The 20,565-nt window shown below is 53.8% G+C and carries 19 protein-coding genes; 14 read left to right on the top strand and 5 right to left on the bottom strand.

From position 1 onward, the window contains the following. Nucleotides 1–579: 579 nt before the first annotated feature. The gene (rluB, locus tag ACN1CO_RS06505; protein ID WP_013358018.1) at nt 580–1,470 is read left to right on the top strand and encodes a 23S rRNA pseudouridine(2605) synthase RluB; all 891 of its coding nucleotides are present in this window, start codon (nt 580–582) and stop codon (nt 1,468–1,470) included. 54 nt (nt 1,471–1,524) lie between these two features. Here the strand turns inward: rluB and cobO are convergent, their stop codons facing one another. Together cobO and ACN1CO_RS06495 are read right to left on the bottom strand one after the other, a co-directional pair. Beyond that, on the bottom strand, nt 1,525–2,115 hold the full coding sequence (gene cobO / locus ACN1CO_RS06500; RefSeq protein WP_419138319.1) for a cob(I)yrinic acid a,c-diamide adenosyltransferase: 591 nt from the start codon (nt 2,113–2,115) through the stop codon (nt 1,525–1,527). Then, the gene (locus tag ACN1CO_RS06495) at nt 2,115–2,876 is read right to left on the bottom strand and encodes a YciK family oxidoreductase (protein WP_419138318.1); all 762 of its coding nucleotides are present in this window, start codon (nt 2,874–2,876) and stop codon (nt 2,115–2,117) included. The genes cobO and ACN1CO_RS06495 overlap by 1 nt, the downstream gene beginning before the upstream one ends. Nucleotides 2,877–3,049: 173 nt before the next feature. On the opposite strand from ACN1CO_RS06495, the gene sohB reads away from it, so the two are divergent. Next, on the top strand, nt 3,050–4,096 hold the full coding sequence (sohB, locus tag ACN1CO_RS06490) for a protease SohB (protein ID WP_419138317.1): 1,047 nt from the start codon (nt 3,050–3,052) through the stop codon (nt 4,094–4,096). 27 nt (nt 4,097–4,123) lie between these two features. On the opposite strand, the gene ACN1CO_RS06485 is transcribed toward sohB, so the two are convergent. Then, nucleotides 4,124–4,372, bottom strand: coding sequence for a YciN family protein (locus ACN1CO_RS06485; RefSeq protein ID WP_090960590.1), 249 nt, complete (start codon nt 4,370–4,372; stop codon nt 4,124–4,126). A gap of 371 nt (nt 4,373–4,743) precedes the next feature. On the opposite strand from ACN1CO_RS06485, the gene topA reads away from it, so the two are divergent. The 4 genes from topA (at nt 4,744) to acnA (ending at nt 12,524) form a co-directional block, all read left to right on the top strand. After that, complete coding sequence (topA, locus tag ACN1CO_RS06480) at nt 4,744–7,368, top strand: type I DNA topoisomerase (RefSeq protein WP_419138316.1); 2,625 nt, start codon at nt 4,744–4,746, stop codon at nt 7,366–7,368. A 238-nt stretch (nt 7,369–7,606) separates the two neighbouring features. Next, nucleotides 7,607–8,581, top strand: coding sequence for an HTH-type transcriptional regulator CysB (gene cysB, locus ACN1CO_RS06475; RefSeq protein ID WP_003853865.1), 975 nt, complete (start codon nt 7,607–7,609; stop codon nt 8,579–8,581). Nucleotides 8,582–9,077: 496 nt separating this feature from the next. After that, a complete protein-coding gene (locus ACN1CO_RS06470) occupies nt 9,078–9,236 on the top strand; it encodes a YmiA family putative membrane protein (RefSeq protein WP_003853864.1) in 159 nt (52 codons plus the stop codon). Nucleotides 9,237–9,842: 606 nt separating this feature from the next. Then, nucleotides 9,843–12,524, top strand: a complete 2,682-nt coding sequence (gene acnA / locus ACN1CO_RS06465; RefSeq protein WP_419138315.1) for an aconitate hydratase AcnA — start codon at nt 9,843–9,845, stop codon at nt 12,522–12,524. Nucleotides 12,525–12,556: 32 nt separating this feature from the next. Here acnA and ribA read toward each other — a convergent pair whose 3' ends face one another. Further along, nucleotides 12,557–13,150 carry a GTP cyclohydrolase II gene (gene ribA / locus ACN1CO_RS06460; RefSeq protein ID WP_419138314.1) on the bottom strand — a complete coding sequence of 198 codons (594 nt, stop codon included), beginning with the start codon at nt 13,148–13,150 and terminating at the stop codon, nt 12,557–12,559. Nucleotides 13,151–13,377: 227 nt separating this feature from the next. Here ribA and pgpB point away from each other — a divergent pair, with 227 nt between their 5' ends. From pgpB to yciH, 5 genes are all read left to right on the top strand, one after another. Further along, nucleotides 13,378–14,136, top strand: a complete 759-nt coding sequence (gene pgpB, locus ACN1CO_RS06455; protein ID WP_419138313.1) for a phosphatidylglycerophosphatase B — start codon at nt 13,378–13,380, stop codon at nt 14,134–14,136. A gap of 134 nt (nt 14,137–14,270) precedes the next feature. Next, nucleotides 14,271–14,579, top strand: a complete 309-nt coding sequence (locus tag ACN1CO_RS06450; RefSeq protein ID WP_419138312.1) for a LapA family protein — start codon at nt 14,271–14,273, stop codon at nt 14,577–14,579. Between the two features lie 6 nt (nt 14,580–14,585). Then, nucleotides 14,586–15,755 carry a lipopolysaccharide assembly protein LapB gene (lapB, locus tag ACN1CO_RS06445; RefSeq protein WP_419138311.1) on the top strand — a complete coding sequence of 390 codons (1,170 nt, stop codon included), beginning with the start codon at nt 14,586–14,588 and terminating at the stop codon, nt 15,753–15,755. A gap of 198 nt (nt 15,756–15,953) precedes the next feature. Beyond that, the gene (pyrF, locus tag ACN1CO_RS06440) at nt 15,954–16,673 is read left to right on the top strand and encodes an orotidine-5'-phosphate decarboxylase (protein ID WP_419138310.1); all 720 of its coding nucleotides are present in this window, start codon (nt 15,954–15,956) and stop codon (nt 16,671–16,673) included. Next, nucleotides 16,673–16,996: a stress response translation initiation inhibitor YciH gene (gene yciH / locus ACN1CO_RS06435; protein ID WP_039660138.1), complete on the top strand. Its 324-nt coding sequence runs from the start codon at nt 16,673–16,675 to the stop codon at nt 16,994–16,996. The genes pyrF and yciH overlap by 1 nt, the downstream gene beginning before the upstream one ends. Nucleotides 16,997–17,074: 78 nt before the next feature. Here yciH and osmB read toward each other — a convergent pair whose 3' ends face one another. After that, on the bottom strand, nt 17,075–17,290 hold the full coding sequence (gene osmB, locus ACN1CO_RS06430) for an osmotically-inducible lipoprotein OsmB (RefSeq protein WP_003853848.1): 216 nt from the start codon (nt 17,288–17,290) through the stop codon (nt 17,075–17,077). Between the two features lie 352 nt (nt 17,291–17,642). Between osmB and araD the strand changes: the two genes are divergently transcribed. From araD to ACN1CO_RS06415, 3 genes are all read left to right on the top strand, one after another. Next, a complete protein-coding gene (gene araD / locus ACN1CO_RS06425) occupies nt 17,643–18,341 on the top strand; it encodes an L-ribulose-5-phosphate 4-epimerase (protein ID WP_419138309.1) in 699 nt (232 codons plus the stop codon). Between the two features lie 217 nt (nt 18,342–18,558). Beyond that, the gene (gene kdgT / locus ACN1CO_RS06420) at nt 18,559–19,542 is read left to right on the top strand and encodes a 2-keto-3-deoxygluconate transporter (protein WP_419138990.1); all 984 of its coding nucleotides are present in this window, start codon (nt 18,559–18,561) and stop codon (nt 19,540–19,542) included. Between the two features lie 145 nt (nt 19,543–19,687). Further along, a complete protein-coding gene (locus tag ACN1CO_RS06415) occupies nt 19,688–20,554 on the top strand; it encodes a crotonase/enoyl-CoA hydratase family protein (protein WP_003853843.1) in 867 nt (288 codons plus the stop codon). Nucleotides 20,555–20,565: the final 11 nt, after the last annotated feature.

Genomic DNA, 20,565 nt, shown 5'->3' with positions numbered 1-20,565 from the left:
TTTATTGTGCTGCTGAGATAAAGTGTATCAGCTTAATAGTGTCGTACAATTTATTAAATCTAATAAAATCCAAATGTCATGAGAAATAAGGTTTTAAATTAATCTCCATTAGGAATAATCTGACTTGTGCATTTTTGCAGCATATACATCATGAATAAATTCAATTAAATAGCATTTTATGCTGACTTTAATATTTTTTTCAGAGGATCTTAAGTCATGTTAAAACGGTGGAAGTGTAAGATAGTGTTAAGGTTTTCATCCTCAGAACATCACTTTGAGGATAAAGGAGTGGTTAGAAAATTTAATTGTCATCAGCTATAAAGTTTTCGAAACATGCGTTTTATTAAACATATTTTCTTATCATTGGATCGGGCATTATTTAATTCAGTATTAAGTATTATCAGATCTCAAACTATCAGAGGCTGACCTTTATTTATTAGCTATCCGGCCATTCATAAAGCGCGTTACATCAGCGTTAAATGTCTGTATAATGGGGCAAACTTACTAAGTTAACTTGTTGATTTAGAAAGGATTATCACCCAATTATGACGCCTGGGAAGGCGACAAAGAGGAAGCTCAATGAGCGAAAAGTTACAGAAAGTCTTAGCGCGTGCCGGTCATGGTTCGCGTCGTGAAATCGAATCAATGATTGCTGCTGGCCGTGTCAGCGTTGACGGCAAGATCGCCACCCTTGGCGACCGCGTCGAAAGCAGCAAATCCCTGAAAATCCGTATTGATGGCCATCTGGTATCGATTGCTGAATCAGCAACCGAAGTTTGCCGCGTGCTGGCTTACTACAAACCGGAAGGTGAACTCTGTACCCGCAGCGATCCTGAAGGCCGCCCGACGGTGTTTGACCGTTTGCCTCGTCTTCGTGGTTCACGCTGGATTGCCGTTGGCCGTCTGGATGTGAACACCTGTGGTCTGATGCTCTTCACCACCGATGGTGAACTGGCGAACCGCCTGATGCATCCGAGCCGTGAAGTAGAACGTGAATATGCGGTGCGCGTGTTTGGTCAGGTCGACGATGATAAAATTCGTCAGCTGAGCAAGGGCGTTCAGCTGGAAGATGGCCCGGCTGCTTTTAAAACCCTGAAGTTTGGCGGCGGAGAAGGTATCAACCAGTGGTACAACGTGACCCTGACTGAAGGACGCAACCGTGAAGTGCGTCGTCTGTGGGAAGCGGTCGGTGTGCAGGTCAGTCGTCTGATGCGTGTTCGCTACGGCGATATCACGCTACCAAAAGGCCTGCCACGCGGTGGCTGGACCGAACTGGATCTGCCCGCGGTGAACTACCTGCGTAACCTGGTTGAACTGGATGATGAAACCGTCACCAAGCTGGTGGTCGAGAAAGATCGCCGTCGCACCAAGGCGAACCAGATTCGTCGTGCGGTGAAACGCCACAGCAAAGTGAGCAGCACTCCCCGTGCGCCACGCCGCAATCCGGGCAGCAAACGTAACTCCGGTTAATCCCGTTGCCCGATAGCGAAAAACGCAGCCCCAGGGCTGCGTTTTCTTTTTTTGCTACCAGTCAATTCCCTGCTGAGCCTGTATACCGGCATCAAACGCGTGTTTAACCGGCCGCATCTCCGTGACCGTATCCGCCATCTCAGTCAGACTGCGATGACAGCCACGTCCGGTAATGATCACACTCTGATGCGCGGGCCGTTGTTGCAGGGCGGTAATCAAATCGTCCAGCGGCAGATAATCCATGCTGACCATATAGGTGATTTCGTCGAGCACCACCAGATCGAGCTGCTCATCGGCCAGCATCCGTTTTGCATGCTGCCACACGGCCAGACAGGCGGCGGTATCCGTTGCGCGGTTCTGCGTGTCCCAGGTAAACCCGGTTGCCATCACCTGAAATTCGACACCGTGCTGTTCCAGCAGATTACGCTCGCCATTCGGCCAGTCACCTTTGATAAACTGAATCGCCGCCGCACGCTTGCCATGTCCGGTGGCGCGTAGTGCCGTGCCAAAGGCCGCAGTGGTTTTGCCTTTGCCATTGCCGGTGAACACTATCAGGATGCCACGAACCTCAGTGGCCGCCGCAATGCGCGCATCGACCTGCTCTTTTAACCGTTGCTGACGCTGTTGATGACGATCCTCAGCCATTATTCCGCGGCTCCCGGTTTTCTGCCCGGCTGAGCATCAAAGCTGATCCCGGTTTTGCGTCGGCTGTCATCACCCATCAGATAAAGGTAGAGCGGCATCAGATCGGCAGGGGTTTTCAGCTTATTCGCATCTTCCTGCGGGAATGCGCTGGCGCGCATTTTGGTGCGTGTACCGCCGGGATTAATACAGTTCACCCGCAATGCCTGCGTCTTATACTCATCGGCCAGCACCTGCATCATGCCTTCGGTGGCAAATTTAGAGACGGCGTAAGCGCCCCAGCCCGCCCGACCGGTGCGGCCAACGCTGGAGGTGGTAAACACCAGTGAACCGGCATCTGACTTTAACAGCAGCGGCAACAGCGCCTGCGTCAGGAAGAAGGTGGCGTCCAGGTTGATGTTCATCACCTGCTGCCAGACCTGTGGGTCGAGTTCAGCCAGCGGCACAATCTCACCCAGGATCCCGGCGTTATGCAGCACGCCGTCAAGACGTGGAAACTGTTGTGACAGCTGTTCTGCGACCTGGTGGCAACGTTCCGGTGTGGCATCGGCCAGATCGAACACCACGGAATGAGCAGGGCATTGATTAAGTTGATTGATGGCCTGTTCGACCTGCTGAAGTTTCTCAGGGTTTCGGCCCATGAGGATCACTTCAGCGCCGTAACGGGCGTAAGTCAGCGCCGCTTCCCGGCCAATGCCATCTGAAGCGCCAGTAACCAGGATAATACGGTGATTGAGCAGGTCGCTTTTCGGTTGATAATGCACAGCGGGTTCCTCCGGCGAAAACAGCATGATTCCGCTTTATGCCTGAATTTACGAATGGGCGCAATCGCCAACCCACGCATTCTGTGCCAGCTGCTGGCATTTCAGGCGACGGAGCAGGGCAAAACGGCTAAACTGGCGAACTGTTTTTGATTCTCTGCAACTAAGGCGACCTGATGGATTTTATTTCAACGTATGGACTGTTTTTAGCGAAAGCGGTGACACTGGTGGTTGCCGTCGCTGCGATTGTCATGATTATCATGAATGCCGCGTTACGCAAACGGGCACAAAGCGGTCAGCTTCGCCTGACTCATCTGGGTGATGACTATCAGCAGATGAAAGAGGATTTACAGCTGGCAAAAATGCAGCCTCAGGCGCAGAAAGTCTGGCTGAAGAATCATAAAAAAAGCGAAAAGCTGAAAGCCAAAGCGGAAAAGCAGGCGGCGAAGCAGGGCCGGACTGACAGTGTGAAACCGACGCTCTATGTGCTCGATTTCAAAGGCAGTATGGATGCCGGAGAAGTAGCCTCACTACGTGAAGAGATTTCAGCCGTGCTGGCCGTTAAGCAGCCTGGCGATGAAGTGCTACTGCGGCTTGAAAGTCCTGGCGGTGTGGTGCATGGCTATGGCCTGGCGGCCTCGCAGCTGCAGCGTCTGCGCGATCAGGGTCTGCGCATCACGGCAGCCGTGGATAAAGTGGCGGCCAGCGGCGGTTATATGATGGCCTGTGTGGCCGATCGCATTGTGGCAGCGCCATTCTCAATCATTGGCTCCATCGGCGTGGTTGCGCAGATCCCAAACTTTAACCGTCTGCTGAAGCGTAACGATATTGATGTTGAGCTGCATACTGCAGGACAGTACAAGCGCACGCTGACGCTGTTTGGTGAGAACACCGAAGAGGGACGCGAGAAATTCCAGGAAGATCTCGACGAAACGCACCTGCTGTTCAAGCAGTTTGTTCACCAGATGCGCCCGACACTCGATATTGACCGGGTGGCAACCGGTGAACACTGGTATGGACGTCAGGCGCTGGATCTGGGTTTGATTGACGAAATCGGCACCAGCGATGATCTGATCATCCGTCAGATGGATCAGTTCAACGTGCTCGGCGTGCATTACGCCCGCCGCCGCAAAATGATGGACCGCTTTACCCAAAGCGCCGGTTCGGTGGCAGAGGGTCTGCTGCTGAAACTCTGGCAGCGCGGCGAGAAGCCACTGCTCTGATGCGAAACCCGGCCAGTGCCGGGTTTTTTATTCCAGGTGGTAGAGCGGCGACAGCACCACGGCAAGGTGTTTAAAGACGTTAAACACTGCGGTGGTTTTCGCGGTTGGCAATCCCTCTGCATCGAGAAAAAACGGTCCGCGAAAGACCAGCACATCCGCCTGCTGAATCACCTCGTCCGCCTGCATGCCGGCTAAATAATCATCATGCTCTTTAATCAGCGCATTAGCCTTTTCCAGCAATGCCTGGCGGGAAATAGCCTCCGTCGATCTTTGCATCTATTCACTCCTTTTTCACTGCATCCTGATTTCTTCTATATTACTGTCCTGTCAGGCGGTGTGACAAATCGGTCTCAACGATGAAAACCTGGCGTAAGTTCGGGCTGAGTGCTAATTAAGTTGCGTAACAGATTTTATCAGGTAGAGTGTGGGCGATTCCGATTTCAGGGATTTTGCACCGGGATGTGCGAAGAGTTCAGATTGAAAAAGCACGCTTTATCATGCAGTTGCATAACGCCACATCGTCTGATCTGAGATTGACCCCTCCGCCTTGAAATGTTAAACAGGCGCAGCAATATTGAACCCAATGGGTTTTTGGGCATCCAATCCTCTCCCGTTAAGCAGGATGTTTTCATTAGGTAAAGGTAAATATGGGTAAAGCACTCGTTATTGTTGAGTCCCCGGCAAAGGCTAAAACAATCAATAAATACCTGGGCAATGACTACGTGGTTAAATCCAGCGTCGGTCATATCCGGGATCTGCCGACCAGTGGTTCAACCGCGAAGAAGAGTGCTGACGCCTCGACTGAAAAGAAAGCCAAAGACGCTGCGACTGACAAGAAAGTCAAAAAAGTTAAAAAAGATGAGAAAGCCGCACTCGTCAGCCGCATGGGTGTTGACCCCTATCACGGCTGGGAAGCGGATTATCAGATTCTGCCCGGCAAAGAGAAAGTGGTTGCCGAACTGAAGGCGTTAGCCGCCAATGCTGACCACATCTATCTCGCAACCGACCTTGACCGCGAAGGGGAAGCCATTGCCTGGCACCTGCGGGAAGTGATCGGGGGTGATGATTCACGCTTCAGCCGCGTGGTCTTTAACGAAATTACTAAGAATGCGATTCGTCAGGCGTTTGAAAAGCCGGGCGAACTGAATATTGATCGGGTGAATGCTCAGCAGGCGCGTCGTTTCATGGACCGCGTGGTGGGCTACATGGTCTCGCCACTGCTGTGGAAGAAGATTGCCCGTGGTCTCTCTGCCGGCCGTGTGCAATCCGTTGCGGTTCGCCTGGTGGTGGAACGTGAACGTGAGATCAAAGCGTTTGTTCCCGAAGAGTACTGGGAAGTTAATGCCGCGCTGACCACGCCGAAAGGCGATGAGCTGTCGATGGACGTGACGCACAAAGGCGATAAAGCCTTCCGTCCGGTCAACCGCGACGAGACTTATGCCGCCGTCGCGCTGCTGGAAAAAGCACGCTATGAGATCGTTGATCGTGAAGACAAGCCGACCAGCAGCAAGCCGGGCGCGCCTTATATCACCTCGACACTGCAGCAGGCTGCCAGTACCCGTCTCGGCTTTGGCGTCAAGAAGACCATGATGATGGCCCAGCGTCTGTACGAAGCCGGTCACATCACTTACATGCGTACCGATTCGACCAACCTGAGTCAGGATGCGGTCGCGATGGCGCGTGGCTATATCGAAAGCAATTTCGGTAAAAAGTATCTGCCTGAAACCGCCATTACCTACGCCAGCAAAGAGAACTCCCAGGAAGCGCACGAAGCGATTCGTCCTTCTGATGTGGAAGTCGTGGCGGAACAGCTGAAAGATATGGAAGCGGATGCGCAGAAACTCTATCAGCTGATCTGGCGTCAGTTTGTTGCCTGTCAGATGACACCGGCCAAATATGACTCCAGCACCATTACGGCGGCGGCGGGTGATTTTAAACTCAAGGCGAAAGGCCGCATTCTGCGTTTCGACGGCTGGACCAAAGTGATGCCAGCGCTGCGTAAGAATGATGAAGATCGTACGCTGCCTGCGGTGACGGTGGGTGATGTTCTGGACCTGCAACAGCTACTGCCCGGCCAGCACTTTACCAAACCACCGGCGCGCTTCAGCGAAGCGTCACTGGTGCGTGAGCTGGAGAAGCGCGGTATTGGTCGTCCTTCAACCTACGCTGCCATCACCTCGACCATTCAGGATCGTGGCTACGTACGGGTGGAAAACCGCCGTTTCTATGCGGAAAAAATGGGTGAAATCGTCACCGATCGTCTGGAAGAGAACTTCCGCGAACTGATGAATTACGATTTTACCGCCCGCATGGAGAGCAACCTCGACCTGGTTGCCAACAACGAAGCGCAATGGAAAGCGGTGCTCGATCACTTCTTCGCCGACTTTACTCAGCAGCTTGAGCTGGCTGAGAAAGATCCTGAAGAGGGCGGCATGCAGCCGAACCAGATGGTGCTGACCTCCATTGAGTGTCCGACCTGTAGCCGTCAGATGGGGATTCGTACCGCCAGCACCGGTGTTTTCCTGGGCTGTTCCGGCTATGCGCTGCCACCTAAAGAGCGCTGCAAACAGACCATCAACCTGATTCCGGAGAATGAAGTTCTCAATATTCTGGAAGGGGATGATGCTGAGACCAACGCTCTGCGTGCCCGTCGTCGCTGCCAGAAGTGTGGCACGGCCATGGACAGCTATCTGATCGACAACGAACGTAAACTGCATGTCTGTGGTAATAACCCGGAATGTGATGGTTACGAAATCGAGAAGGGCGAATTCCGCATCAAAGGCTATGACGGCCCGATAGTGGAGTGCGAGAAGTGTGGTTCTGAGATGCACCTGAAGATGGGACGCTTTGGTAAGTACATGGGGTGTACCAACGAAGAGTGCAAAAACACCCGCAAGATTCTGCGTAGTGGTGAAGTTGCACCGCCGAAAGAAGATCCGGTTCCACTGCCTGAACTGGCGTGTGAGAAGTCCGATGCTTACTTCGTGTTGCGTGACGGCGCAGCGGGTGTTTTCCTCGCGGCCAACACCTTCCCGAAATCACGCGAAACGCGTGCGCCGCTGGTGGAAGAGCTTCAGCGCTTCAAAGACCGTCTGCCTGAGAAGCTGAAATACCTGGCCGACGCGCCAGCAGCCGATCCGGAAGGTAATAAAGCGATGGTGCGCTTCAGCCGCAAGACCAAACAGCAGTATGTCTCCTCTGAAAAAGAGAGCAAGGCAACGGGCTGGTCCGCCTTCTATATAGATGGCAAATGGCAGGTCGCGAAGAAGTAATCCATACAGGCCAGCGTTTGCTGGCCTTTTTTCTGCGCGACTGCGATTCGTCAGTCACACTCAGGCCAGCGCTCGCTGGCCTTTTTCTGAGCCTTATATCAATCCGTTCTACTCTCTCACTTAAACTGATATAGTTGTTATAGCATTTCCGACCTTTCCTGATGCATAGCCTTTCTTTACCCTCGCGACTATACGTCAACCGGGGATGCGACTCTGTAACTTACCGGATGGAATAGATATGAAATTACAGCAGTTGCGCTATATCGTCGAAGTGGTGAACCATAATCTCAATGTCTCTTCGACAGCGGAAGGTCTCTACACCTCTCAACCCGGCATCAGTAAACAGGTGCGCATGCTGGAAGATGAACTGGGCGTGCAAATCTTTGCCCGCAGCGGCAAGCATCTCACCCAGGTGACGCCCGCAGGGGAAGAGATCATCCGTATAGCGCGTGAAGTGCTCTCTAAAGTCGATGCGATCAAGTCAGTGGCCGGTGAGCACACCTGGCCGGACAAAGGCTCGCTCTATGTCGCGACGACGCACACTCAGGCACGCTATGCGCTGCCAGGGGTGATTAAAGGCTTTATCGAGCGCTATCCGCGCGTCTCCCTGCACATGCATCAGGGTTCTCCGACTCAAATCGCCGAAGCGGTCTCCAAGGGTAATGCCGATTTTGCGATTGCCACCGAAGCGCTGCATCTCTATGACGATTTAATCATGCTGCCGTGCTACCACTGGAACCGGGCGATTGTCGTCACGGCTGACCATCCGCTGGCGGGAAAAGGGCAGGTGACTATCGAGGAGCTGGCTGAATATCCGCTGGTGACCTACACCTTTGGCTTTACCGGGCGTTCAGAACTGGATACGGCCTTCAATCGGGCGGGATTAACGCCACGTATCGTTTTCACCGCTACCGACGCCGACGTTATCAAAACTTATGTCCGGTTAGGTCTGGGCGTGGGTGTTATCGCCAGCATGGCAGTGGACCCGGTGGCCGATCCTGACCTGATTCGCATAGAAGCTGCCGACATCTTTACCAATAGCACCACCAAGATTGGCTTCCGCCGCAGCACCTTCCTGCGTAGCTATATGTATGATTTCATCCAACGTTTTGCACCACACCTGACGCGCGACGTGGTAGATACTGCGGTGGCACTGCGCTCAAACGAAGACATTGAGGCAATGTTTAAAGATATCAAACTGCCGTTTAAATAGAGTTTACGCTCTCCACATACACTTAAGGCTGCCTTGTGCAGCCTTTTTTGTCTCCAGGGTTTAGCGCCAAATGAGACTCAAAAGTTTTTATGATTTTTTTGTAAATAAAACATTGATCACATGTTTTCCGATTGGGCTTTCTTAAATGCGAATTACAACACATTTTTAACTATGTCACTTTGCGGCTTGCCAGGATTATTCCCATACTCCAGTTAAGAGCTGATGTGGGAAGCCAGTAAACATAAGGTTCTTAAGTAGTCACTAAAGTTTTAAATGGATCTGTTTTTAAATTAACTCAAATTTATTAGCTGCCTGTTTAAATAAAAAATTGTTCCGGAGTTAATCATTTCTAACGTTACCGGAGCCTATTGATTAATACCGTTAATCGTTTTACTCAATAAAAATAACTGGATTTTTGGCCTTAACGCGTTTAGGATTCCTCCTAAATCTTAATCGATGTTATCAATCATTTTGTTGAGAGTGATTATCAAAAACTATGAATACACGACTGACTGTACAACCGGGTTTCCCGGCAAAAAGCACCAAGGTTGAGCGTACCGGCAACACTCGTCGCAATGCCTGGTTAACCGTATTCGCTGCCTCTGCGCTGTTCTGGGTGGTAGTAGCGTTAATGATCTGGCGTATCTGGGGCTAAAGCCATGTGGGCAAACACACTCAGCCATAAACGTTCCCTGACCTCGCGTCAGCACAAGCCTGTTGCCTGTAAGGCAAAAGAAGCGCTTGCAAAGGACGAGAAAGTGTCTATCCCCGAGTCATGGGATTTGAGTGATAACCAGAGACTTTTTATTGAGTCGTTTCTGGACCCTAAAAATAAATAACGTTTTCATACCACCTGTTACTGGCTGTTCTTTTATTTCCGGAATTTCCGGCGGGCTTTTTTAAATGCCCCTTTCCACATCCTGTACGACCAAAGGGTGTCGCCTTTTCAGATAGGGTGACCGCAAAAAACTTTTACGCCCGATTCCGGCGAAGGAGTGAACCAAATGAATATGATAAAAATGTCCTGGCTCAGCGCGTATGCTTTCTCCTTTGCGTTCTGGTCTGCGGCGGTGTGGATAACGCTGTAATTTGATTTAAAATCACCTTTTTATAATGCCTCGTGACTTCACGGGGCATTTTCGTTTATGCGCGATTGTAGCAATTTGTGTTGTAATCAAAACGTTAACGAATTTGTGGTCTATCTTTAACATAAGCCTTTGTCTCTCTAAGGTTTAAGACCATGAACGAAAAAGGAGGAGCTATGTCGTCTACCCTACGCGAGCAGAGTCAGGAAATACTGCAGGTCGACACCAAAAAATATCACATCTTCAGTCTTCCCCGCGCTGCTCAACATCTCGGCAATATCGATAGCCTGCCCAAATCCCTCAAAGTTCTGCTGGAAAATTTACTGCGCTGGCAGGATGGTGACTCGGTTACGGCAGAGGACATCCAGGCGCTGGTTGACTGGCAAAAAGATGCCCACGCCGATCGTGAAATCGCCTATCGTCCCGCCCGCGTACTGATGCAGGACTTTACCGGCGTACCCGCCGTGGTTGATCTGGCGGCGATGCGCGAAGCGGTGAATCGTCTGGGCGGCGATGTGGCTAAAGTGAATCCGTTAACCCCGGTCGATCTGGTTATCGACCACTCCGTCACGGTCGATCATTTTGGCGACGATGACGCCTTTGAGGAAAACGTCCGGCTGGAGATGGAGCGCAACCATGAGCGCTACGTTTTCCTGCGCTGGGGCCAGAAAGCGTTTGATAAATTCCGCGTCGTGCCGCCGGGAACCGGAATCTGCCATCAGGTGAACCTGGAGTATCTTGGCAAGGCGATCTGGCATGAAACCGTTAACGGTGAAGAGTATGCCTGGCCCGATACGCTGGTCGGCACGGACTCCCACACCACCATGATTAACGCGCTGGGTGTGCTGGGATGGGGAGTAGGGGGAATCGAAGCCGAAGCGGCTATGCTCGGTCAGCCTGTCTCCATGCTGATCCCGGATGTCGTGGGTTTCAAACTGACCGGCAAGCTAAAGGCAGGGATTACGGCAACCGACCTGGTGCTGACCGTCACTCAGATGCTGCGTAAGCATGGCGTTGTGGGTAAATTCGTCGAGTTTTACGGTGATGGTTTGGCCGATCTGCCGCTGGCAGACCGCGCGACCATCGCTAATATGGCACCAGAATATGGCGCGACCTGCGGATTCTTCCCGGTCGATGATGTGACGCTGAGTTACATGACACTGACCGGCCGCGATGCCGGACAGGTCGCCTTAGTGGAAGCCTATGCCAAAGCGCAGGGTCTGTGGCGCAATCCAGGCGATGAGCCGCGCTTTACCAGCACGCTGGCGCTGGATATGAATGAAGTGGAGTCGAGCCTCGCCGGACCAAAACGTCCGCAGGATCGGGTATCACTGGGCGATGTACCCGCTGCGTTTGATGCCAGCAACGAGCTGGAAGTGAATCAGGCGCAGAAACCGCATAAAAATGTTGAATATACCGACAGTGATACCGGACTGACGCATACGCTGACCGATGGGGCAGTCGTGATCAGTGCGATTACTTCCTGTACCAACACGTCGAATCCCAGCGTGCTGATGGCGGCGGGCTTACTGGCGAAGAAAGCGGTCGAGCGTGGTCTGAAACGGCAGCCCTGGGTCAAAGCTTCACTGGCGCCAGGTTCTAAGGTAGTTTCCGATTATCTGGCCGTCGCCCAGCTGACCTCGTATCTCGATGAACTGGGCTTTAACCTGGTGGGCTATGGCTGTACCACCTGTATCGGTAACTCTGGTCCGCTAAAAGATGAGATTGAGTCTGCGATTAAAGCGGGGGATCTCACCGTAGGGGCCGTGCTATCCGGCAACCGTAACTTTGAAGGCCGTATTCATCCGCTGATTAAAACCAACTGGCTGGCGTCACCTCCGCTGGTGGTGGCCTATGCGCTGGCCGGAAACATGAAGATCAACCTGCAGACGGAGCCACTGGGCCACGATCGCCAGGGCCAGCCGGTTTATCTGAAAGATATCTGGCCGTCGCCGGAAGAGATCGCCACAGCCGTGCAGCAGGTCACCAGCGACATGTTCCACAAAGAGTACGCTGAAGTCTTCGATGGCACGCCAGAGTGGCAGGAAATTAGGGTCAGTGAAGCGGCAACTTACGACTGGGATGAAGGCTCGACCTACATCCGTCTGTCGCCGTTCTTTAATGATATGGAGAAAGAGCCCAAACCGGTGCAGGATATCCGCGGTGCGCGGGTTCTCGCCCTGTTAGGCGACTCCGTGACTACGGACCATATCTCGCCAGCGGGCAGCATTAAGGCGGAAAGTCCGGCGGGGCGTTATCTGCAGTCACACGGCGTTGAGCGCAACGACTTCAACTCCTATGGTTCACGTCGCGGTAACCATGAAGTGATGATGCGCGGTACATTCGCCAACATCCGTATCCGTAATGAGATGGTGCCGGGTGTGGAGGGGGGTTACACCCGCCACTATCCGAGTGGCGAACAGCTCGCTATCTATGATGCAGCGATGAAGTATCAGGCGGAAGGCGTGCCGCTGGCGGTGATTGCCGGTCTTGAGTATGGCTCAGGTTCAAGCCGCGACTGGGCGGCCAAAGGGCCACGTCTGCAGGGCGTCAGGGTCGTAATTGCGGAATCCTTTGAGCGTATTCACCGCTCTAATCTGATCGGGATGGGTATTCTGCCGCTGGAGTTCCCGCAGGGCGTGACCCGCAAAACTCTGGGGCTGACCGGTGAAGAGCGCATCGACGTGGAAAATCTTCAGGCACTGACGCCAGGTTGCAGCGTGAAAGTGACGCTGACCCGTGCTGACGGCAGTAAGGAAGAGCTGGATACCCGCTGTCGCATTGATACCGGTAATGAGCTGACCTATTACCGCAATGACGGCATCCTGCACTACGTTATCCGCAATATGCTGGACTGACAAAAAAGCCGGGGAAACCCGGCTTTTTTCATTTATGACTTCGGCAGCAGATGCCCCATCTTTTCCGCTTTCGTATCCAGATAGTGCGCATTCTTCGGGTTACGCCCCACGACCAGCGGCACACGCTCAACGATGTTGATCCCGGCTTCGCTCAGGATCTCCACTTTGCGTGGGTTATTGGTCAGCAGACGCACTTCATTCACGCCCAGCAGTTTGAACATATCGGCACACAGGGTGAAGTCGCGCTCATCGGCGGCAAAACCCAGCTGATGGTTCGCTTCTACGGTGTCATACCCTCTGTCCTGCAACGCATAGGCGCGGATCTTGTTCAGCAAACCAATATTACGGCCTTCCTGACGGTGATAAAGCAGCGCGCCGCGACCCTCTTCTGCGATCGCATTGAGGGCGGCTTCCAGCTGAAAACCACAGTCGCAACGCAGGCTGAAGAGTGCATCGCCGGTCAGGCATTCGGAATGAACGCGCGCCAGTACCGGCTCGTTATCGTTAATATCACCAAAGACCAGTGCAACGTGGTCATGTCCGGTTGCCAGTTCTTCAAAACCAACCATCAGGAAATCTCCCCATGGCGTGGGCAGTTTGGCTTCTGCCACCCGTTTAAGCTGCATGTGACTCTCCAGAACCTTCAGAGGATGCACTATCATCATGATAGTGCACAGGCCGGTGTGGCCCGACAAACGTGCAATATTGTGCCACAACCCGCAAGCGGGCTGGTAATCTCTGATACCAATTGCAGTGATAAAGCACAATTATCCAATCGGCAACGGTTATGTTATTCTTTTTTAAGCTAAAGTTATGCAATTGTTGTCTTTTAACACCGGGATAAGGGAAGAGGATGTTTAAGATTTCGCGTCGAACCACCTTCGGAATGCTGCTGCTGCTCATCATACCGGTTGCCGTCTGGCTTACCGGCTGGCGCTGGCAGCCGGGTGAAAGCAATGCGGTGCTCAAAGGTCTCTTCTGGATGACCGAAACCGTCACCAATCCGTGGGGCATTGTCACCAGCGTGCTGCTGAGTGCCTGGATGCTCTGGTGCCTGCGCTTCCGCCTGAAGCCCGCCATTCTGCTGCTGCTGATCATGAACGCGACGATTCTGGCCGGGCAATACACCAAATCCTTTATCAAAGAGCAGATTCAGGAGCCGCGTCCCTATGTGATCTGGCTGGAACAGCATCACGGTCTGGATGAGAAGACCTTCTACGAGCTGAAGCGCAAACAGCGTGGCGAGATGGTGACCTCGCTGATTGCCGATGAAACGCAGATCCCGGGCTGGCTGAAACGGCACTGGGCGTTTGAAACCGGTTTTGCTTTTCCATCAGGCCACACCATGTTTGCCGCCAGCTGGGCGCTGCTGGCATTGGGTCTGCTCTGGCCGCGTCGGCACTATAAAAGCGTGGTGGTGATCTTCCTCTGGGCTACGGGCGTGATGGCGAGCCGTCTGCTGCTGGGCATGCACTGGCCGCGCGATCTGGCAATGGCAACAGTCCTCTCCTGGATACTGGTCACCGTTGCGACGTGGCTGGCACAACGTTTCTGTGGGCCGCTGACGCTGCCGCCGGAAGAGCAAAAAGAGGTGGCGCAGCGGGAGCCCTGATTGTAATTCACCCTTAAGACCCCATATTATTAGGCAGGCCTGCGCAAAAGCGACTCGCCCGATGCTGCTGGGAGCAGCATTTTTGCTGGAGTTTTGGCATAATTCTACCTGACAACCTCACAACAGGATGCACTGTGAAATATTTGCTGATTTTTTTAGTGGTACTGGTCATTTTCATTATTTCCGTCACCCTGGGTGCGCACAACGATCAGGTCATTACTTTTAACTATCTGCTGGCGCAGGGTGAGTTCAGCATCTCGACCTTACTGGCATCACTGTTTGGCGCAGGTTTTGTGCTTGGCTGGATCATCTGCGGTCTGTTCTGGTTACGGACCCGCGTCTCCCTGGCGAATGCCAACCGGAAAATTAAGCGTATGCAGGCCCAAATCGAGCAGAGTACCGCTCTGGCGACCACGCCATCTTCTCCGGCTGGCCGGGAATAATCCCCGATGCATGAATTGCTGTTTCTGTTACTGCCGGTAGCGGCTGCGTATGGCTGGTATATGGGCCGTCGCAGCGCGCATCAGGACAAGCAACAGGAAGCCAACCGACTCTCTCGTGAGTATGTCGCTGGCGTAAACTTCCTGCTCTCAAACCAGCAGGATAAAGCGGTCGATCTGTTCCTTGATATGCTGAAAGAGGACAGCGGCACGGTTGAAGCGCACCTGACGCTGGGTAACCTGTTCCGGTCGCGCGGAGAAGTTGACCGCGCCATCCGCATCCATCAGGCGTTAATGGAAAGCGCGTCTCTGAGCTACGAGCAGCGTCTGCTTGCCGTGCAGCAACTCGGTCGCGACTACATGGCGGCGGGCTTATATGACCGCGCTGAAGATATGTTTAAGCAGCTCACCGACGAAACGGATTTTCGGGTGGGGGCGCTGCAGCAGCTGCTGCTGATCCATCAGGCAACCAGCGACTGGCAGCAGGCGATTGAGGTTGCAGAACGACTGGTTAAGCTCGGCAAAGAGAAGCAGAAAGGCGAAATCGCCCACTTCTACTGCGAACTGGCGTTACAGGCGATGAGCAGCGACGACCTGGATCGTGCGATGAGCCTGCTGAAGAAAGGGGAGGCGGCCGATCGTAACAGCGCACGCATCTCTATCATGATGGGCCGGATTCTGATGGAGAAAGAGGATTTCGCCAAAGCCGTTGGCCATCTTCAACGTGTGCTGGATCAGGATAAAGAGCTGGTCAGTGAAACGCTGGGCATGCTGGAGACCTGTTTTCAGCGCCTCAATCAACCAGAAGCCTGGGCTGACTTCCTGCAGCGCTGTGTGGAAGAGAACACGGGTGCGGCAGCGGAACTCTATCTCTCCGACATCATGGAGCAGCAGCAGGGTGCCGAAGCGGCCCAGAACTACATCAGTCGTCAGCTGCAGCGCCATCCGACAATGCGCGTGTTCCATCGCCTGATGGATTTAAACCTGCACGAAGCGGAAGAGGGTCGCGCTAAAGATAGCCTGATGGTGCTGCGTGATATGGTTGGCGAACAGATCCGCACTAAGCCACGCTATCGCTGCCAGAAGTGTGGCTTCACCGCTCACGCACTCTACTGGCACTGTCCATCGTGCCGCACCTGGTCCTCTGTTAAACCTATCCGCGGGCTCGACGGCCAGTAAAAAGGCCGTTCCAGACTTATCGGCGGCATCCTAATGTAGTTACAACATACTAAAAGAGTAATCATTCTCCGGACCTCGGCAACAGTGCAAAAGTTGCCGGACAGAGGGGCAATGGCGATTGTGATGGTCAGACACCGCAGGTAGAATGCTTGCCGTTTGTCTATTGCGCCTGCGGGTGCCCACTGCAGAGGAAATGCCATGCCTTCATCCCACAACGTGACTGCTTCGCCAATTCTGGTCGCGCTGGATTATCATGACCTCGACAGCGCCCTGCGTTTCGTCGACCAGATCGATCCCCGCAGTTGCCGCCTGAAAGTGGGCAAAGAGATGTTTACGCTGTTTGGCCCCTCGCTGGTCAAAACCCTGCAGCAGCGCGGCTTTGAAATCTTCCTCGACCTGAAATTCCACGATATTCCCAACACCACCGCACATGCCGTGGCGGCCGCTGCCGATCTGGGTGTCTGGATGGTCAACGTCCACGCCAGCGGCGGGGCGCGGATGATGAATGCGGCACGCGAGGCGCTGCTTCCCTTTGGTAAAGATGCGCCGCTGCTGATTGCGGTCACCGTACTGACCAGCATGGATGCAGACGATCTCAAAGGGCTGGGCATCACGCTTTCTCCTGCTGAGCAGGCAGAGCGACTGGCGAAGCTGACCCAGTCGTGCGGGCTGGATGGCGTGGTCTGTTCTGCGCATGAAGCGGTTCGCTTCAAACAGGTTCTGGGGCAGGACTTTGCGCTGGTCACACCGGGGATTCGCCCGGCGGGCAGCGATGCAGGCGATCAGCGTCGCATCATGACTCCCCAGCAGGCGAAGCAGGCAGGCGTGGACTACATGGTCATCGGGCGTCCGATCACCCAATCAGCCGATCCCGCCGCCACCCTGCAGGCAATCCTGCACAGTCTGGAGACACAATAATGGCAGATGATAATCGACTGGTTTACTCCACCGACAGCGGGCGCATTACCCAGCCGGAGACCAAAGCGGAACGGCCTAAAGGGGATGGCATTGTGCGCATCCAGCGCCAGACCAGCGGACGCAAGGGCAAAGGCGTCTGCCTGATCACCGGCATCGACCTGGATGATGCGGCACTGACGCTGCTGGCGGCTGAACTGAAAAAGAAGTGCGGCTGTGGCGGTTCGGTAAAAGAGGGGGTTATTGAGATTCAGGGTGATAAACGCGATTTACTGAAAAGCCTGCTGGAAGCCAAAGGCATGAAGGTCAAACTGGCGGGCGGCTGAATAAAAAATCGGGCTACCTGAGTAGCCCGATTGTTGTGTAGATGCTTAGCGTAGCCGACTATTCTTTTAATAAGGTCCTTAGTGGACCTGATGACCGATAATACCACCGACAGCGGCGCCACCGACTGTGCCGAGTGCGCTACCATTGGTCAATACTGAACCCCCAATCGCACCCGCGCCCGCGCCTATGGCGGTGTTGCGGTCACGCTTAGACCAGTTAGAACAGCCGCTCAGTGCAACAGCTAACGTGGTCGCCAGTACAACGGCAGTGATTCGTTTCATTGTTGTTGTCATACCCTTCTCCTTTGATGTGCTCACAGAGGCAACACTCTTAGTATAGCTCCGATATTTCCTCAGCCCGCTTGTGTCGCATCATTGCCGCATCCCTGACGGCATAGAAATGTGATCACCATGGACAAACCGTTTGTAGCGGGTGAGTCACAATGCCAGCCCGTCAGAACAGGTCCACGCATTGCCTGAGACGATTCTAAGCGTTCTGCAATAATTCCGAAGATAGAAAATTCTGAAATCACGACACATTTTTGCATTCACAGCCATTCCTTCTGCGTTTATAGCCAATTGCTCCATAACCCTTTGGCGTCTGACTCCGCAAAATTCAGGGACGATTGTCAGCAGGAGAAAAGGCATGCTGGAACAGCTTAAACAACAGGTTCTGGAAGCGAATCTGGATCTACCTAAATACAACCTGGTGACCTTCACCTGGGGCAATGTCAGCGCGATTGATCGCGAACAGGGTTTGCTGGTGATTAAGCCTTCTGGCGTGCGCTATGAGGTGATGAAGCGTGACGACATGGTCGTCGTCGATCTGGCGAGTGGCAAGGTAGTGGAAGGGGATAAACGCCCTTCATCAGACACGGCAACGCACCGCGCGCTCTACCTCGCCTGGCCGGAAGTCGGTGGCATTGTCCATACCCATTCGCGCCATGCGACCATCTGGGCGCAGGCAGGACGCCCGATTCCGGCCTGGGGCACTACCCACGCTGACGATTTCTATGGCGAGATCCCCTGTACCCGCGCAATGCGCAACGAAGAGATTCAGCACGAGTACGAGTGGAACACCGGTGAAGTGATTATCGAAACCTTTGCGCAGCGCGGATTGTCTCCCTCAGCCATTCCTGGGGTGCTGGTCAACTCACATGGCCCGTTTGCCTGGGGCAAAGACGCCCACGCGGCCGTGCATAGCGCGGTGGTGCTGGAGGAGGTGGCCTATATGGGCCTGTTCAGCCAGCAGCTGACACCAGACCTGCCGCCGATTAACCAGACGCTGCTTGACCTGCACTATCTGCGAAAGCATGGCGAGAACGCCTGGTACGGGCAAAAATAACAGGCGGGACGCAATAGCGTCCCGTTTTTTTTAGTCTCATTTGAGACTGGTATGGCGATCCCCATCATAGTTATCAAAACAACTTATCAACAAAAGTAAAACAGCGTTTCATATTATCGAGGCGATCACTGTTTTGATTACCTTAAGTCACTACTTTGCCTGCATCGCCTTCGGGCACTTCCTGCACCCACACTGGCAAAGCAAAGGTGACACTCATATGCACATCAAACGGGCAATAGACAAAATTCCGGGCGGCATGATGCTCATTCCGCTGTTTATCGGCGCACTCTGTCATACGTTATCTCCCGGAGCCGGGAAATACTTCGGTTCATTCACCAACGGTCTGATGACCGGCACCGTGCCGATTCTGGCCGTCTGGTTCTTCTGTATGGGCGCGTCGATCAAGCTCAGCGCCACCGGAACGGTGCTGCGGAAATCGGGCACGCTGGTGCTCACCAAAATTGCCGTGGCCTGGGTGGTCGCCGCCATCGCCTCACGCGTAATGCCGGAGAATGGCGTAGAAGTGGGGATGTTCGCCGGTTTATCGACGCTGGCGCTAGTGGCTGCGATGGATATGACCAATGGCGGCCTCTATGCTTCAATCATGCAGCAGTATGGTTCTAAAGAGGAAGCGGGCGCATTTGTACTAATGTCGCTGGAGTCCGGGCCATTAATGACCATGGTTATCCTGGGCACCGCCGGTATCGCCTCATTTGAACCGCATGTGTTTGTCGGCGCGGTCCTGCCGTTTGTGGTGGGATTTGCATTAGGGAATCTTGATCCGGAGTTGCGTGATTTCTTCGGTAAAGCTGTACATACGCTGATCCCTTTCTTCGCCTTTGCCCTGGGCAACACCATTAACCTGGGTGTGATTGCGGAAACCGGACTGCTGGGCATCATGCTCGGCGTAGCCGTGATCATCATCACCGGCATCCCGCTTATTCTGGCCGACAGGCTGATTGGTGGCGGGGACGGCACGGCTGGCATCGCGGCATCCAGTACGGCAGGTGCGGCGGTGGCGACACCGGTGCTGATTGCCGAGATGCTGCCGCAGTTTAAACCGGTGGCGCCTGCGGCGACGGCGCTGGTTGCCACTTCCGTCATTGTGACCTCGGTTCTGGTGCCAATTATTACTGCGATCTATTCAAAACGTCTTAAGCGTCTTCATGTTGCCGTCGGGCAGCGTGCCGCTATTAAGTAACCCACCTAATCAATCCCCGGCGCGCGAGTCGGGGATCACTCTGGATTTTGTGTTGTAAATCAATCTCTAATTGGGTCTGGCCTCACTCTGCATTACGCTGATGTGGCGTATTTAACGCATCAAAATATAAACAGAGGATGAGACAATGACAGTTATTAACCAAGCAACGTGCAGATTATTTACCGAAGTCGGCAACACCACGCAATTAGTCGCCTATTACGAAGAAGGGCGTCGTACCATGTGGATGATGTTGCGTGCACAGCCCCGTCCGAGCTTCAACCATGAGCTGATTGAGGAGATCATGAACCTGAGCTATGCCGCTCAGCGTTCCGGTCTGCCGATCGATTTCTGGGTCACGGGTTCACTGGTGCCGCAGATGTTCAACGCCGGTGGCGATCTGCGCTTCTTCGTCGAGTGCATTCGCAATAACCGCCGTGAGGCGCTGCGGGCCTATGCCCGTGCCTGTGTTGACTGCATCCATTCCGCAGCACGCGGGTTCGACACCGGTGCGGTGACGCTGGCGATGATTGAGGGCAGTGCGTTAGGTGGCGGATTCGAAGCGGCGCTGGCGCATCACTTCATTCTGGCGCAGAACAACGCGCGGATGGGCTTCCCGGAAATCGCCTTTAACCTGTTTCCCGGCATGGGCGGCTACTCGCTGGTCGCGCGTCGTTCCGGCATGAAACTGGCTGAGGAGTTGATCTGTGAAGGGGAGTCCCACAGCGCGGAGTGGTATGAGACGCGCGGATTGGTGGATAAAGTCTTCCAGCCGGGCGATAGCTACCGTGCCACTCGCACCTTTATCGATACGTTACGGCCAAAACTCAATGGCGTACGGGCGATGTTGAAAGCGCGTCAGCGCGTGCTGCAATTGTCACGCGCCGAGCTGATGGATATCACAGAAGACTGGGTCGATTACGCGTTTACCATCGAACCCAAAGATATTGCTTACATGGAACGCCTGGTCCAGTTACAAAACCGCCACAGCGCATCACTGCGTAAAGCGGGATAATCTGAACCAGC

This window comes from Pantoea sp. R13S299 (genome assembly GCF_048515925.1).
Lineage (GTDB): Bacteria > Pseudomonadota > Gammaproteobacteria > Enterobacterales > Enterobacteriaceae > Pantoea.
The sequence above is the reverse complement of the archived record's forward strand: the minus strand, read 5'-3'. Positions and strand labels throughout refer to the sequence as shown.